12 protein-coding genes and 1 pseudogene are annotated in these 15,060 nt (G+C 69.3%); 8 read left to right on the top strand and 5 right to left on the bottom strand.

Annotated elements, in window-relative coordinates; genetic code table 11:
- Positions 1–27 precede the first annotated feature (27 nt).
- Positions 28–1,614: a catalase gene (locus tag U5C87_RS06530; protein ID WP_330475810.1), complete on the top strand. Its 1,587-nt coding sequence runs from the start codon at positions 28–30 to the stop codon at positions 1,612–1,614.
- 85 nt (positions 1,615–1,699) lie between these two features.
- Here the strand turns inward: U5C87_RS06530 and U5C87_RS06525 are convergent, their stop codons facing one another.
- Both U5C87_RS06525 and U5C87_RS06520 read right to left on the bottom strand, forming a co-directional pair.
- Positions 1,700–2,566 (bottom strand): ABC transporter permease, encoded by an 867-nt coding sequence (locus tag U5C87_RS06525; protein WP_330475809.1) that lies wholly within the window; start codon positions 2,564–2,566, stop codon positions 1,700–1,702.
- A complete protein-coding gene (locus tag U5C87_RS06520) occupies positions 2,563–3,462 on the bottom strand; it encodes an ABC transporter ATP-binding protein (RefSeq protein ID WP_030202693.1) in 900 nt (299 codons plus the stop codon). Before U5C87_RS06520 ends, U5C87_RS06525 begins: the two co-directional genes overlap by 4 nt.
- A gap of 186 nt (positions 3,463–3,648) precedes the next feature.
- On the opposite strand from U5C87_RS06520, the gene U5C87_RS06515 reads away from it, so the two are divergent.
- The 3 genes from U5C87_RS06515 to U5C87_RS06505 all read left to right on the top strand — a co-directional run bounded on the left by U5C87_RS06515 (position 3,649) and on the right by U5C87_RS06505 (position 7,404).
- Positions 3,649–4,884, top strand: coding sequence for a sensor histidine kinase (locus tag U5C87_RS06515; protein WP_330475808.1), 1,236 nt, complete (start codon positions 3,649–3,651; stop codon positions 4,882–4,884).
- A complete protein-coding gene (locus tag U5C87_RS06510) occupies positions 4,881–5,591 on the top strand; it encodes a response regulator transcription factor (RefSeq protein WP_330475807.1) in 711 nt (236 codons plus the stop codon). Before U5C87_RS06515 ends, U5C87_RS06510 begins: the two co-directional genes overlap by 4 nt.
- 154 nt (positions 5,592–5,745) lie before the next feature.
- Entirely contained in the window at positions 5,746–7,404 is a 1,659-nt protein-coding gene (locus tag U5C87_RS06505) for an ABC-F family ATP-binding cassette domain-containing protein (protein ID WP_330475806.1), read from the top strand.
- 7 nt (positions 7,405–7,411) lie between these two features.
- On the opposite strand, the gene U5C87_RS06500 is transcribed toward U5C87_RS06505, so the two are convergent.
- Positions 7,412–7,675, bottom strand: coding sequence for a GlsB/YeaQ/YmgE family stress response membrane protein (locus tag U5C87_RS06500; RefSeq protein WP_330475805.1), 264 nt, complete (start codon positions 7,673–7,675; stop codon positions 7,412–7,414).
- A gap of 27 nt (positions 7,676–7,702) precedes the next feature.
- A complete protein-coding gene (locus tag U5C87_RS06495; protein ID WP_330475804.1) occupies positions 7,703–8,683 on the bottom strand; it encodes a YihY/virulence factor BrkB family protein in 981 nt (326 codons plus the stop codon).
- A gap of 97 nt (positions 8,684–8,780) precedes the next feature.
- Here U5C87_RS06495 and zwf point away from each other — a divergent pair, with 97 nt between their 5' ends.
- Positions 8,781–10,214 carry a glucose-6-phosphate dehydrogenase gene (gene zwf / locus U5C87_RS06490; protein WP_330475803.1) on the top strand — a complete coding sequence of 478 codons (1,434 nt, stop codon included), beginning with the start codon at positions 8,781–8,783 and terminating at the stop codon, positions 10,212–10,214.
- A gap of 217 nt (positions 10,215–10,431) precedes the next feature.
- Positions 10,432–11,343 (top strand): annotated as a pseudogene (locus U5C87_RS06485) (IS5 family transposase).
- Positions 11,344–11,412: 69 nt separating this feature from the next.
- On the opposite strand, the gene U5C87_RS06480 reads toward U5C87_RS06485, so the two are convergent.
- Positions 11,413–12,744: a hypothetical protein gene (locus U5C87_RS06480; protein ID WP_330475802.1), complete on the bottom strand. Its 1,332-nt coding sequence runs from the start codon at positions 12,742–12,744 to the stop codon at positions 11,413–11,415.
- Between the two features lie 569 nt (positions 12,745–13,313).
- Between U5C87_RS06480 and U5C87_RS06475 the strand changes: the two genes are divergently transcribed.
- On the top strand, positions 13,314–14,099 hold the full coding sequence (locus U5C87_RS06475) for a helix-turn-helix domain-containing protein (RefSeq protein ID WP_330475801.1): 786 nt from the start codon (positions 13,314–13,316) through the stop codon (positions 14,097–14,099).
- Positions 14,096–14,833, top strand: coding sequence for a hypothetical protein (locus U5C87_RS06470; protein ID WP_330475800.1), 738 nt, complete (start codon positions 14,096–14,098; stop codon positions 14,831–14,833). The genes U5C87_RS06475 and U5C87_RS06470 overlap by 4 nt, the downstream gene beginning before the upstream one ends.
- The last annotated feature ends 227 nt before the right edge of the window (positions 14,834–15,060 follow it).

Below are 15,060 nucleotides of genomic sequence, written 5' to 3'. Positions count from 1 at the left end.
CCCTACTCAGACGTCGAAGGAGCAGGCATGAGCGAAAGCACGCAGTCACGCGAGTCGATCGAGACGGCACCGAGCAAGGAGGCCGAGCTCGGCTCCCACACCGAGACGGGCGCGCCCGCCCCGAGCGACCGCAACTCGCTCACCGTCGGCCCGGACGGCCCGATCCTGCTGCACGACCACCACTTCCTCAACCAGATGGCGCACTTCAACCGCGAGCGCATCCCGGAGCGCAACGTGCACGCGAAGGGCTCGGGCGCCTTCGGCACGTTCGAGACCACCGAGGACGTCACGGCATACACCAAGGCCGCGCTCTTCCAGCCGGGCGTCACCACCGAGATGCTTGCCCGCTTCTCGACCGTCGCCGGCGAGCAGGGCAGCCCCGACACGTGGCGCGACCCCCGCGGCTTCGCGCTGAAGTTCTACACGACCGAGGGCAACTACGACCTCGTCGGCAACAACACCCCGGTCTTCTTCGTCCGCGACACGATGAAGTTCCCGCACTTCATCCGAAGCCAGAAGCGTCGCGGCGGCTCGGGCCTGCGCGACAACCACATGCAGTGGGACTTCTGGAGCCTCAACCCCGAGTCGGCGCACCAGGTCACCTACCTCATGGGCGACCGGGGCATCCCCAAGACGTTCCGCCACATGAACGGCTACGGCAGCCACACCTACCTCTGGATCAACGAGGCCGGCGAGAAGCACTGGGTGAAGTACCACTTCCACTCCGACCAGGGTGTCGAGGGCCTGACCGGCGCCGAGGCCGAGCGCATCGCCGGCCAGGACGCCGACCACCACCGCCGCGACCTCCACGACGCCATCGAGGCGGGCGACTTCCCGAGCTGGACGCTGTCGGTGCAGCTCATGCCCTACGAGGACGCGAAGACCTACCACCTCAACCCGTTCGACCTGACGAAGGTGTGGCCGCACAGCGACTACCCGCTCGTGAAGGTCGGCACGATGACCCTGAACCGCAACCCCGACAACTTCTTCGCGCAGATCGAGCAGGCCGCCTTCGAGCCGTCTGCGGTCGTGCCGGGCATCGGCTTCTCGCCGGACAAGATGCTGCTCGGCCGGGTCTTCGCCTACAGCGACACCCACCGCTACCGCATCGGCCCGAACTACCTCCAGCTGCCGGTCAACCGCCCCCACGTGGACAACGTCAACACCTACACGCAGGACGGACCGATGGCCTACGACCACCGCGGCGACGCCCCGGTCTACGCCCCCAACAGCGAGGGCCGCGGCTACGCCGACAACGTCGGCGAGGTCGAGGAGGGCTGGGAGACAGACGGAGCCATGGTGCGCCAGGCCTACACGCTCCGTGAGGACGACGACGACTTCGGGCAGGCCGGCCGGCTCGTCCGCGAAGTGTGGGACGCCGCGCAGCGCGAGACGTTCACCCAGACGGTCGCCGGGCACCTGCTCGGCGGGGTGAAGTCGCCGGTGCTCGAGCGCGCCTTCGACTACTGGAAGAGCGTCGACGCCGAGACCGGCACGCAGATCGAGGAGCTCGTCCGCGCGGGGCTCGGCGCCGAGAACCCGGGCGGCGACGCCGACGACGCCAAGGTCGTCGAGGAGCCCATCGTCGAGTCGGCGACGAACGCCGCTCACTGACAAGGGTTTTCAACCCGAACAACACGAAGAGGTATGCCGTGTGCCCCCGTCAGGCACACGGCATACCTCTCGTTCGTGGTGCCGGCTACTTCACCTCGGCGCGGGTGAGGCGCCAGATGCCGACGGCGAGGGGTGCGACGACCCAGAGGCCGACCGAGGTGGCGAGGTGCGCCCACTGCTGGCCGGTCAGCGAGCCCTCGAAGAGGGGCTGCATCGTCTGGTTCATGTCGAGCCACGTGGCAGCGTCGCGCAGCCACGAGACCATCGAGCCGAGGATCGACCACGCGGTCGGCAGGACGAAGAAGACGACGACCGCGGCCGGCGTGTTCTTGAAGAGCATGCCGAAGCCGACGCCCTGGGCGATACCGAGCAGCACGTAGCCGCCGGCGCCGAGGAGCACGAGCGCGTCCGTCGACCAGTCGCCGTTGATGCCGCGGAAGGTGATCGCGGCCTGGTGGGCGATGCCGGCGAGGACGAGCGCGAGCGCGAAGGCGCAGACGCCGACGACGAGCGCCGACAGCAGCTTGGCCCACGCGATGCGCATGCGCCGCGGCTCGAGACCGAAGGTGACGAGGCCGGTGCGCTGGCTCCACTCGGACGTCACGGCGAGGATGCCGACAACGGGGAGGATGAGCGCCATCGGCATCGTGGTGGCCTGGAGGTACTCGCCGAAGGCGTGCTGCCCGCCCTCGTTGAAGAACATGATCGTCAGGGCGATCGCGATGATCGCGCCGATGCCGATGATGAGCCACCGGCCGGCGCGGGTGTCGAGCATCTTGCGCAGCTCGACGTGGATGAGGCGGCCGAAGGGCACCCCGGTCGTCGGGCGCGGGCCGTCGATGCGGCTCGGCACCTTGGCGTGGGTCGGGAGCGCCGACTCGGCGTTCTTGGAGACCGGCGCGGTGGGCGACGCGGTCGCGGGGGTCGTGGGGGTCGTGGTCGCGGTGGTCATGCCGCCACCTCCTCTCGTGCGGCGTCGGCGGTGAGGTCGAGGAACATCTCCTCGAGACCCCGGCTGTCGGCGCCGCGCAGCTCGGTCAGGACGATCTGGTGGGCGACGGCGACGCGGCCGACGGCGATCGGCTCGGCCTCGACCTGCAGGCCGCCGGTGGGCGTGCGCTGCGCGACGATCGACTGCTCGGCCAGGGCGGCCATGAGGGCGTCGTCGTCGGTGGAGCGGGTGAACGTGCCTGCGCCGGCGAGCAGCTCGTCCTTGGTGCCCTGGGCGACGATCTTGCCGTGGCCGATGACGATGATCTCGTCGGCGACGCGCTCGATCTCGTTGAGCAGGTGCGAGGACAGCAGCACCGTGCCGCCCTCGTTGGCGTAGCCGCGCAGCAGGTCGCGCATCCAGCGGATGCCCGCCGGGTCGAGGCCGTTGGCCGGCTCGTCGAGGATGAGCACCTCGGGGTCGCCGAGCAGCGCGTGGGCGATGCCGAGGCGCTGGCGCATGCCGAGGGAGTAGTTGCGGACCCGGCGGTTCGCCTCCTTCTCGGTGAGGCCGACGAGCTCGACCATCTCGTCGACGCGGTGCCTGCCGACGCCCATGAGGATCGCGCCGAGGGTCAGCACCTCGCGGCCGGTGCGACCGGCGTGCTGTGCGGAGGCGTCGAGCAGCAGGCCGACGTGGCGGCCCGGGTTCGGCAGGGCGGCATACGGCTTGCCGAGCACCGTGGCCCGTCCCGACGTGGCGGGCGTCAGGCCGGCCATGACGCGCATGGCGGTGGTCTTGCCGGCACCGTTGGGGCCGAGGAAGCCGGTGACGAGGCCCGGCTTGACGTCGAAGGAGACGTCGTCGACGGCCGTGAAGGGGCCGTAGCGCTTGGTGAGTCGTTCCACTGTGATCATGGGCTCCACCCTCCCCGGCCCGGGTGGGGTCGCACATCCGTCACAAGCCTGATTTCGACCCCTACCTAGGTCGTAGCCGACCCTGACCGGAGTCAGGGTCCGTGCTCAGGGTCCGCCCCTGCGCGGGGTGCAGGAGCAGACCTTGGTCGTATGCCGTGACGCGCCGCCCGCACCTAGGCTGGCGGAGTGCCGCTGCCCAGGATCGCCCGCACCCGACGCGGTCACGTGTGGGGCGAGTCGTGGCGGCTCGGCGTTGGCTTCCTCTTCGGGCTCGCCATCTGGGGCGTCGTCCAGGCACAGCTCGACCAGCGTGGCGTCGACCCGACGTTCGGCAAGGACTGGCTCCTCGTCGACCTCGCCCTCGGGGTCGGGTCCACCGTGCTGCTGCTGTGGCGGCGGCGGTGGCCGCTCGCCGTGGCACTCGCCACGACGGTGCTCTCGGGCGTCTCGTCCGTCAGCGTCGGGGCGTCCCTCGTCGCACTCGTGTCGCTCTCGACGCGGCAGCGCTGGCGCGAGATCGCGATCGTCGCCGTGCCGTGGATGCTCGCCGGGGTGTCGCACTCCCTCGTCTACCCGACCGAGCCCGAGGCGATCACGCTGCCCAACATCATCATCGGGCTGCTCACCCTCGCCGTGGGCGTCGCGATCGGGTGGGCCGTCGGCGAGCGCCGGGCCTTCGTCGCCTCGCTGCACGACCGCGCCCTCACTGCAGAACGGGAGCAGGCGATGCGGGTCGTGCAGGCGCAGGTGGCCGAGCGGGCCCGCATCGCCCGCGAGATGCACGACGTGCTCGCGCACCGGATCTCCTTGGTGGCCATGCACTCCGGGGCCCTCGCCTATCGCACCGACCTCTCCCGTGACCAGGTCGCCGAGACGGCCGAGATCGTCCGCGAGAGCGCCAACCAGGCCCTGACCGAGCTGCGCGCCGTCCTCGGGGTGCTCCGCGACGTGCCGGGCGCCGGCCCCTCGGAGCACGGCTCGCCCGAGGCGCCGCAACCGACACTCAGCGACCTCGACGACCTTGTGGCAGAGGCCCGCTCGGGTGGCGCGATGGTGCTGCTCGATCGTGCGGGTGACCTCGACGCCGTGCCCGAGCAGGTCTCGCGCAGCGCCTACCGCATCGTCCAGGAGGGCCTGACCAACGCCCGCAAGCACGCCCCCGGCGCGGCCGTCCGCGTCACCGTCTCGACGGCACACGAGCGCGGGCTCGACGACGAGGCGGTGCAGGTCACGGTGCGCAACGCGGTACCGCGCCGGGGCACCGACGCAGCGGACGGCATACGCCAGGGTCCGACCGTCGGCGCCGGGCTGGGACTGCTCGGGCTCACCGAGCGCGCCGTCCTCGCCGGCGGCGAGCTGACCTACGGCCCTGACCGGGCAGGCGATTTCGTCCTCACGGCTCGGCTACCGTGGTCGCGATGAACGGGGACCAGGGGCGCACGCGGGTCGTCATCGTCGACGACGATGCGCTCGTACGCGCCGGGCTCCGGATGATCCTCGGCGGCGCGGCCGACCTCGAGGTGGTCGCCGAGGCCGGCGACGGTGTCGATGCTGAGCAGGTCGTCGACGAGCACCGGCCCGACGTCGTCCTCATGGACATCCGCATGCCGCGGCGTGACGGGCTCGAGACGACGAGATCGCTTCTGTCCGAGGCTGCCCGGGCCGTCCGCGCTGCGCGCGGCGTCGACCTCAAGGTCATCGTGCTGACGACCTTCGACGCCGACGACATGGTGGTTCAGGCGCTCCGGGCGGGAGCGCACGGCTTCCTGCTCAAGGACACCGAGCCGCGTCGGCTCGTCGAGGCCGTGCAGCTCGTCGCCGCCGGCGAGCCCATCCTCTCCCCCAGCGTCACCGCGACCCTCATCGCCCACGTCGCGACCGGCGGTGTCGCCGTCGATGCAGTCGATCGGCGGCGCACCGATGCGGAGGCCCTCCTCGCCACGCTGACCGAGCGGGAGCGCGAGGTCGCCCTCGCCATCGGGCGCGGCCTGTCCAACGCCGACATCTCGCGCGAGCTCTACCTCTCGGTGCCGACCGTCAAGGCGCACGTGTCGCGCGTGCTCGACAAGCTCGGCGCCGACAACCGCGTCCAGATCGCCATCGTCGTCCACGACGCCGCCCTCGCCTGACCCACTGCGGAAAAGTCGCTGGACGCGGCGGGGCCGCGCCCCCTACGGTCTCTCCCGTGTGGATCTCCTGATGCCTCGAGCCCGCCCGCGCGCTTCCTCCCGATGAACGGTTGAGGTGACGCCGCGGGGCCCCGCCGACCATCAAGGACCCCACATGTCTGCCACCCTCACCATCTCCGGGCTCGACGTCGCCTTCGGCGCCCGCACCCTCTTCTCCGGCCTCGACCTGACCCTCGCCGACGGCGACGTCACGGCCGTCGTCGGCCCCAACGGCTCGGGCAAGTCCACGCTGATGCGCACCATCATCGGCGAGCTGCCCGTCGAGGCCGGCACGATCCAGCTCGCCCCGCGCGACGCGACGATCGGCTGGCTGCCGCAGGTCGTGCCCGACCCGTCGGAGACGCTGCTGGCGTATGCCCGTCGCCGCACGGGCGTCCTGGCCGCTGACACCGAGCTCGAGGCGGCGTCCGCAGCGATCGCCGCCGGCGACGAGGGCAGCGAGGACCGCTATGCCGCGGCGCTCGAGCGCTGGCTCGCCCTCGGCGCAGCCGACCTCGACGAGCGGCTCCCCGAGGTCGCCGCCCGCGTCGGCCTCGACGTCGACCGGGACCGGCCGCTCGGCACGCTCTCCGGCGGGCAGGCGGCTCGCGCCTGCCTCGTCGCCGTGCTGCTCAGCCAGTACGACGTGCTCCTGCTCGACGAGCCGACCAACGACCTCGACGCACGCGGTCTCACCCTCATGGCCGACTACGTCGCCGCCCACGAGGGCCCGATCCTCATCGCCAGCCACGACCGCACCTTCCTCGACGCTGTCGCCACGAGCGTCGTCGAGCTCGACGTCAAGCAGCAGCGCATCGGCCACTACACCGGCGGCTGGAGCAGCTTCGTCGCGCAGCGCGCGGTCGCCCGCGCCCACGCGTGGGAGGCGTACGAGGGGTATGCCGCGGAGCGGGACTCGCTGCTCGCGCAGTCCCGGCAGCGTCACGACTGGGCCGACAAGGGCCGCCGCAACGTCGCCCTGGGCAAGGAGCCGGACAAGCACATCCGCGAGAAGCACAAGGCGCGGGCCGACCGGCAGGCCGCGAAGGGCGGACGGCTCGAGCGGGCCGCCGACCGGCTCGATGCCGTGGAGCAGCCGCGCAAGGAGTGGCAGCTGCGCTATGCCATCACCGAGGGCCGCCCGTCCGCCGACGTCGTGGCGACCCTGTCGGACGCGGTCGTCGAGCGGCACGACTTCCGGCTGGGTCCGGTCAACCTGACCGTCGGACGGGGCGACCGGGTCGCCCTCGTCGGTGACAACGGCTCGGGCAAGACGACCCTGCTCGGGGCGCTCCTCGGTCGACTCCCGCTCACGTCGGGCCGGCAGTCCCTCGGCACGCGCGTCGCCGTCGGTGTCATCGACCAGCGACGGCACCTGCTCGACGACGACGCGACGGTCCTCGACGTCGTGCGCCGCGAGCTCGGCCCCGACCTGAAGACGTCGCGGGAGTGTCCGATCGCCGAGGTGCGCACGCTGCTCGCGAAGTTCGGTCTCGGCTCCGAGCACGTGTCACGGCCGGCGCGGAGCCTGTCGATGGGCGAGCGGACCCGTGCCCTCATGGCGCTCTTCCAGGGCCGGGAGGTCAACGTCCTGGTGCTCGACGAGCCGACGAACCACCTCGACGTCGACGCCATCGAGCAGCTCGAGGCCGCCGTGGCGGCCTTCGGGGGGACGGTGCTCGTCGTCAGCCACGACGAGAGCCTGCTGGACGGCATACGCCTCACCCACCGGTGGACGGTCGCCCGCGGACGCGTGCGGGTCGAAGCCCTCTAGGCGGGCGTCAGCGGGTGACGCTGCGGGTGCGGCTCCAACGCCACACCGCGGTGACGATCACGGCCCCGACGATGGAGCCGATGATGCCGCTGGGGCGCAGCTGGATGCCGTCGCCCGCGATGAGGCTCGCGAGCAGGCCACCGACGAACGAGCCGACGAGGCCCGCGACGATCGCCATCGTCCAGTCGATGCTCTTGCCCTCGCGGCCCAGGATGAGCTGGGCGGCGGCGCCGACGAGCATGCCGAAGAGGATCATGCCGATGATGAGCATGGCCCGAGCATAGGACGCTCGGCCCCCTCAGGCGCCGCTCTCGGCGGAATGACCTGCGCGCGCCGCGGCCTCGGCGTCGAACGTCGGGTCGAGGTGTCGCAGCACCACCCGGTTGAGGATGGCGCAGCCGACGACGACCTGGCCCGCGATGAGCAGCCAGAGCAGGACCGCACCGGCGACACCGAGCGAGCCGTAGAGGGCGGCCGAGTGCTCGATGCGCGCCGGGAGCATGACGCGGCTGACGAGGTGCAGCGCGGACAGCCCGACGCCGAAGAGGGCCGCACCGGGCAGCAGGTCCGTCCACGAGGTGCGCCGGTCGGGCAGGTAGGAGGAGACGAAGAGCCAGCCGGCGCCCGAGACCACCGCCTGGCCGAAGAACGACAGGACGATGCCGCCCGGGAAGAGCCGGTCGACGTGCGAGACGAGCGCCGCGCCGGCGAAGATGGCGACCCACGCGCCACCGAAGACGAGCGTGCCGCGCAGCACCTCCCGCTGCGTGCGCCTCGGGACGGCAGCGTCCCACAGGTGCGCGTTGGCGATGACGAGGTTGCGCAGCAGTGTCCGCGTCGTCCACAGCGACAGGACGAGCCCGACGAGGACGGCCACCCACCACGAGCCGCGCGACTCGAGGAGGGCCGCCGTGATCTGCCCACGGATGGTGCCTGTCACCCCGGTCGCGGCCAGCACCCCCGAGCCTGCGGAGGGTGACGCGACCCCGATGCCCGCCAGGACGCCGGCGGCGACGAGCGCGAGCGGCAGCAGCCACAGGAACGTCCGGAAGGCAACGGCGCTGGCGAGCAGCATCCTCTGGCGCGCGACGTAGAGCGAGACCATCTGGAGGGGGACGCGCAACAGCGGGACCCGGCGGGCGAGCTCGCTGTAGCGGGCGGCATACCGCATCGCCCGTTCCTCGCCGCGCAACCGCAGCCGGGTGAGCCGCCCCGCGGTGACGTCCGCCGGGTCGTGCTCGCCGGGGAGGTCGACGTCGGGCGCGGCCTCGGGTGCCATGGCTGAGGTTCCCACACGGTCACGCCGCGCGGGGCGGGATCGAGCCTCACCGGGCGCGCACCTCCCGCTGGCGCCCGATATGCGCCACGCTGGACCCATGCCAGCCACCACGGTCGTCCTCTTCGGCGCCACCGGAGACCTCGCCAAGCGCAAGCTGCTCCCGGGCATGCTGCACCTGCACGAGTCGCAGCTGCTCGAGGGCCTGCGCGTCGTCGCGACCTCCCTCGACGAGCTGAGTCGTGACGAGTTCCTCGAGCTCGTCTTCGCCTCGATCCGTGAGCACTCGAGCCACGACGTCACCGACGACGACCTGCGCGAGTTCGCCGAACGCATCCACTGGGTGCCGGGCAGCCTTGGGCCACAGGGCATCCGGGCCGCGGTCGACGAGTCCGAGCAGATCCTCGGCGAGGGCGCGCGACGGCTGCACTACCTGTCGGTGCCGCCCAAGGCGGCGCTGACGGTCGTGCACCAGCTCGCCGAGGCCGGGCTCGTCGAGCGCAGCCGGATCATCATGGAGAAGCCCTTCGGCACCGACCTCGCGAGCGCGCGGGCGCTCAACGCCGAGCTGCACGAGGTGTTCGACGAGGAGCAGATCTTCCGCATCGACCACTTCCTCGGCAAGGAGGCGGCGCAGAACATCCTCGCGTTCCGCTTCGCCAACGGGCTCTTCGAGCCGATCTGGCACCGCAACCACATCGACCACATCCAGATCGACGTGCCCGAGACGCTGGGGCTCGCCCAGCGGGCCGACTTCTACGAGAGCACCGGCGCCTACCGCGACATGGTCGTGACCCACCTCTTCCAGGTGCTCGCGTTCACCGCGATGGAGCCGCCGACCGCGCTCGAGCCGGCCGCGATCAGCGAGGAGAAGAACAAGGTCTTCCGGTCGATGTCGCCGATCGAGCCCCACGACGTCGTGCGCGGCCAGTACGTCGGCTACCGCGACGTGCCGGGCGTCAAGCCCGAGAGCCAGACGGAGACGTTCGTCGCTCTCAAGTGCTTCGTCGACAACTGGCGCTGGGCCGGCGTCCCCTTCTACCTCCGCACCGGCAAGCGGCTGGCCGAGGGCGCCCGCATCATCTCCATCGCCTTCAAGGAGCCGCCGCGCTCGATGTTCCCCGCGGGATCCGGGGTCGGCGACAACGGCCCGGACCACCTGACGTTCGACCTCGCCGACAAGGCCCGGATGTCGCTGTCGTTCTACGGCAAGCGGCCCGGCCCCGGCATGAAGCTCGACAAGCTGTCGATGCAGTTCTCGATGCAGGAGACCCACTGGGCCGGCGCCGTGCTCGAGGCCTACGAGCGCCTCATCTACGACGCGGCCCGCGGCGACCGCACCCTTTTCACGTCGGCGGAGGGCATCGAGCGCCTCTGGGAGATCAGCCAGCCACTCCTCGACAACCCGCCGATCGTGCGCCCCTACGACCCCGGCACGTGGGGCCCCAACCAGATCCACCAGCTCGTCGCGCCCTTCACGTGGCGCCTGCCGTTCGAGCGTCGCTGGCGCGACCCCAACGCGATGGGCGCCTGACCGTCACCGATGGCGTATGCCCGTCCGCCCGCCTCTGCGCGTCGCGTGGGGTGCGTCAGCGGGGACCGTCGACGACCGTCGCCGACCTGCCCTTCGAAAGCACGCCTCTCGACGGCGGCACCCCCGCTCAACGCCCCGATAGGCGACCCACACCGCCGCCAGTGTGTCTAGGGCGTGTCTCGTGAATGTGGGCACAGTCGGCTGTGATGGTTGATGCATGTCGCGTTCTGCCGTGCTGACCGATGCTCAGTGGGAGCTGATCGAACCGTTAATGCCGTCCTCGGATGGCAAGCGCGGCAACCGATTTCGTGACCACCGCACGATCGTGGAGGCCGTGGTGTACCGGTTCCGGATCGGGATCGCGTGGCGTGACCTGCCGGAGCGGTTCGGACCCTGGCAGACGGTCTGGAAACGCCCCCGCCGGTTCTCCGGGGACGGCACATGGGACCGGATCCACACCGCGCGGCTCGCGCACGCCGACGCGGTCGGGGAGATCGACTGGAACGTGAGCGTGGACTCCACGATCAACCGGGCCCACCAGCACGGCCGAACCTGACCCGCGTCACCCCGGCCATCGGGAGCACAGGGGGCTCTGTCGAATCACAAGAAACTGCTCCTCGAGCCGGCTGAACACGCGGTCGGCCGCTCCCGCGGCGGACTGAGCACCAAGATCCACCACCTCTGCGACGGCAAAGGCCGCCCGCTCGTGCTGCTCCTGGGCCCGGTCAAGCGAACGACTCGCCCATGTTTCCGAACCTGCTCAATGCGATTCGGGTGCCGCGCCTCGGCCCGGGACGCCCGCGGACCCGGCCCGACGCGGTGCTGGGCGATAAGGCGTACTCCTCGCGTGGCAACCGGGCTCTGCTTCGCTCGCGCGGCATCACGGCGGTCATCGCCGAACCGTCCGATCAGGTCGGGAACCGCAGACGCAAAGGGTCCAAGGGCGGCCGGCCTCGGGGCTTCGACATCGAGGCGTACAAGGGCCGCATTCATCGAGCGCTCCTTCAACGTCCTGAAGCAGTGGCGCGGGCTGGCCACCAGGTACGACAAGCTCGCGCTGACCTACCGCGGCGGCGTCGTCCTCGGCGCGATCATCACCTGGCTACGCGAACTGGGAGACACGCCCTAGTAGCGCCGCGTGCTGAGCAACATTTATCTAGCTATCGACCGGTTTTGCGGGCCGCTCCGTGAAGGACGTCTAGGGTTTCTCATCACCGCCGTGGCTTAATGCCGATCCCGGCGCCTGTTGCTCGGAAGCCAACCTACGCAATGCCTCGATCGCTGGTGGAATGACGATATCGGCATCGATAATGTCCATGATTGAGTTGATGGAGGAACGCTCGGAACGAACGCCTTGCCAAGCCAGTACCAGGGGACCGACCATTGTAAGAATGGCCCACGGGGTCCAGGTTAAGGTGCCAATCAAACTGATGAGCGTGAGCGGCGGCACGATGCTATAGCGCAGCTCGGCTTCAGACCGTAGCTGATCATATTCGTCCCAGAGCGCTGGATAGCGCACTCGTACGGTGGCAGCTACTCGCCCGATCTCACCGGGGAGAACTGCTAAGAACCCCTTTAAGAGAGCGTCTGCGTGAACCGCTTCGTCGCCAACTAGAGCGGAGCGTCCGTAGGGATAAAGCGTCGCCATCTCCTCGTCTACCTGGTGGCGTTGCACGGGAGTTGGATTTGGGGGCGGCGCTGGCGGCATGGCAGATACTCGTGGAGACCGCCGCTCACTGCCTAGCGCGCTTGGCCTACCACCTTCAACGCCCGACGGGGGGAGGCCTTTATTGGGATCATTTTCGGCCTCCTCCTCGCCGACATGCTGAAGTCTCGGAGCTGGCCCGGTCCAGGGCCAGAGCGGAGTCGAGCGGCCATCTGCCTCCATTTTCGCCCGTACCAGCTCCTCCCTCTTTCCATCCCTGGCTTCTTGCTCAAGAATCTGGCGCGCCTCCACATAGAAGGAAAATGGAACCTCTTTAGAGCTCGCCAGTCCGCGCAAAGTGACGGACTCGTCCAGAGATAGAAGTAGGCGCTCGATCGACTGTTCGTGACTCGCGAGATAGGGGAGCAGAGCCCAGCCGACTGACTCTCGTTCATCCAAGTCATGAGCCTCCAGGTCTCTGTCACTGATGTCCGAGTTGTGATTCTCAGGCAAGAAGGGCCGACGACGGATATCGAACCACCTTCGGTTCTGGCCGCGGAGATACTCGGGTTGGCGGTAGTAGACAACCGGCAAGGTCGGCTCCAGGCCTTCGCGCCTGCCTCCCCCACGCGCGGTCCTTGCAAAGGGCCAGCCGGTGATGATCAGGGTTGATCCCATCAGGTAGGCGGTAACAGAGAGGGCAGCGGTGACCGCGGTTGGTCCGAGGCGTTCGAAGAGTTCGGCGATCTTTCCTGTGAACCCGTGGTCCCGGCCGTCCGGGATCAGCTCACTTCCGAAGATCAGCCAAAGAACGGCGCAGTAGAGGTACCCAGTGACCAGGGGCGTCCGGACTTTACGAAAGCCCGGTAGGACACTCGTGAGCATGCGCCAATTCTAAGACTGGCGGACCGATACCGCTCTTGGACGAGAACTCCTTCGCCTGACAATGCAATTCGCTCGCGAGACCGCCTCGTGTTTGCTCTGCGGTTTGGACGCAGGCCGACGAACTGCGCTGGGAGCAGGCCCACTTGCGTGCCTGGTTCGAGCGGGGCCGGCTCCCGAACTACCTGGCTCCTATTGGCACCGCTGAAGTCGAACCCGAGGCCTTCGTGCCTCACACCGCCGCCTGCCGGGCGCCCGGGGGCCCCGATCCGCTGATGTGCCCGGACGCTCACTTGGCACGTTCCGGGCTGGGCTACTTCCTTCTCGTCTTCGTCTTGCTCTTCTTCTTCGGCAGTCCTCAGCGGGGTAGTGGGCGTTGGAATGCCCTTCACCCGGCATCGGTCACCTTGTTGCGTCTACGGCGTCTCTTGGATCGCCCCAAGCGCGTCCACCCCTCTTGGCCTGTCGATCTCGTGCCATGGGATGGCAGTGGACCGGGCGCCCACCACCGGCGAGCTTGTGCGACCCCGTCGGCAGCAACACAAACCTACGTGTACGCGTAGGATTGTGTTATGGCACGGATCAGCGTGGCGGAGGCCGCCCGGCGGCTAGGCGTGGGCGAGCGGCGAGTGCAACAGCGCATCGCCGATGGATCTCTCCCCGCGGAGCGTATTGGCCAGCGGTGGGCGATCGATGAACGGGACCTATTGCCCGTGCAGAATCAACGAGACCCAGGGAGGCCTATCTCGGAGCGGTCGGCGTGGGCAGTCATCGCCGCCTCACTCGTGCTCCTCAGCGCTCCGGACGAACGCAGAGCCGAGGGGGCATCGCACTGGCTGTCCAACTTGGCCTCCTCTGAGAGGATCCGCGCTCGCAACCGTCTCCGAGACATCTTGGTACGCAATCCGAAAGCCGCCGCCGAGGTGGACATCGCGCAAGTGGCAGGCGAGTTGCGGATGCTACTCGGCAACCGCGCAAACCGGCTCGCACTACGCGCCTCACCGCGAGACCTGGCCGACTTGCGGGCCGACGACCGCTTGGCGCTTGCCGGCCTATCCAGCCGAGACTCTGCCATCGCCGCCGGAGAACTCGTGGAGGGCTACATCGACGCGGCCGGGTTCGACGCAGTCGTCGATGACTACCTGCTTGAGCAAGTTCAGCGTGAGGATGACGCCAATGTCATCCTGCATGTTGTTCCTGAGGAGGTGGCTAAGCGATCCCCGGAGCTGTGGCGAGACGCCGTCGCCATGGTGCCGCTGGTACTGGCTGTCGACCTTGCGGAGCATCGCCGGCCACGCGAGCAAGCACGCGCCGCTGACATTGTGGCCGACATGCACAGCCGAGTCATCGACCCATGATCGAACCCATCGTCCTGCCACCGATGACCGGTGCGCAGGCTGCGTCCTGGCACGCACTCATGGACTTGCACGAGCGCCTCCCGGATTACTGGACTCTGGTGGGCGGCCAGATGGTGCACCTCCACTGCGCCGAACAGGGCGTCAGTCCTGAACGGCCAACCGAGGACGCCGATACGGTCCTCGACGTCAGGGCAGCCCATGACATGCTGGCCCAGTTCACCGGCGTCCTCTCAGACCTGGGCTTCACACCGGACACTTCCGGCGAAGGGCTGCAACACCGCTGGAGGCGGCAGTCTGACGGCGCCCAGATCGACGTCTTGCTGCCAGACGGCGTAGGCCAGCGGTCCGCCGCCCGCCGAGGAGCCGGTGGCGCAGCGACGCTCGAGACCCCAGGCGGGTCACAAGCGCTTGCCCGTAGCGAATCTGTCACGGTCACAATTGAAGGTCGCACCGGCCATGTGCGTCGACCCAATCTGATCGGGGCACTGGTGATGAAGGCTGCCGCGCATTCGGCTGTCGGAGACGCCGGAAGGGCGCGCCACAGGCGTGACTTCGTCACGCTATCTGCCCTCGTCGCGGCCCGCGACTTCCGAGGCGCGGACCTGCGACCCAAAGATCGGCAGCGGTTGCGAGCGATCATCGCCTCTGCACGCGAGGACCAGTCCCTCATGCTTGGTCAGCCAAACGCTGAGCAAAACCTCAGTCGCGTCGAACGTGGCGCTAGCCTGCTTTGACGGGAATCGCTCGAGCGCTTTTCAAATTTTTCGTGCACTTACACACCAAGCCGCGAGGGCGTTGCTCTTACCGTAGTCTGCGGCCTCGGCACATGCGTCACACCGCCCCCGAGCCGGGCGCAAAGCCTCCGGGCTGCCCGGGTGAACACTCAACTCTGCAGAGCCCCCGAGCCGCGACCAGGCGGCGTCAGGTCTCGTTGCCGTCCTCGTCCTCGGCGAAGCCCCTC

The organism is Terrabacter sp. C0L_2 (assembly GCF_036352015.1).
In the GTDB taxonomy this organism is placed as follows: domain Bacteria; phylum Actinomycetota; class Actinomycetes; order Actinomycetales; family Dermatophilaceae; genus Terrabacter; species Terrabacter tumescens.
The sequence above is the reverse complement of the archived record's forward strand: the minus strand, read 5'-3'. Positions and strand labels throughout refer to the sequence as shown.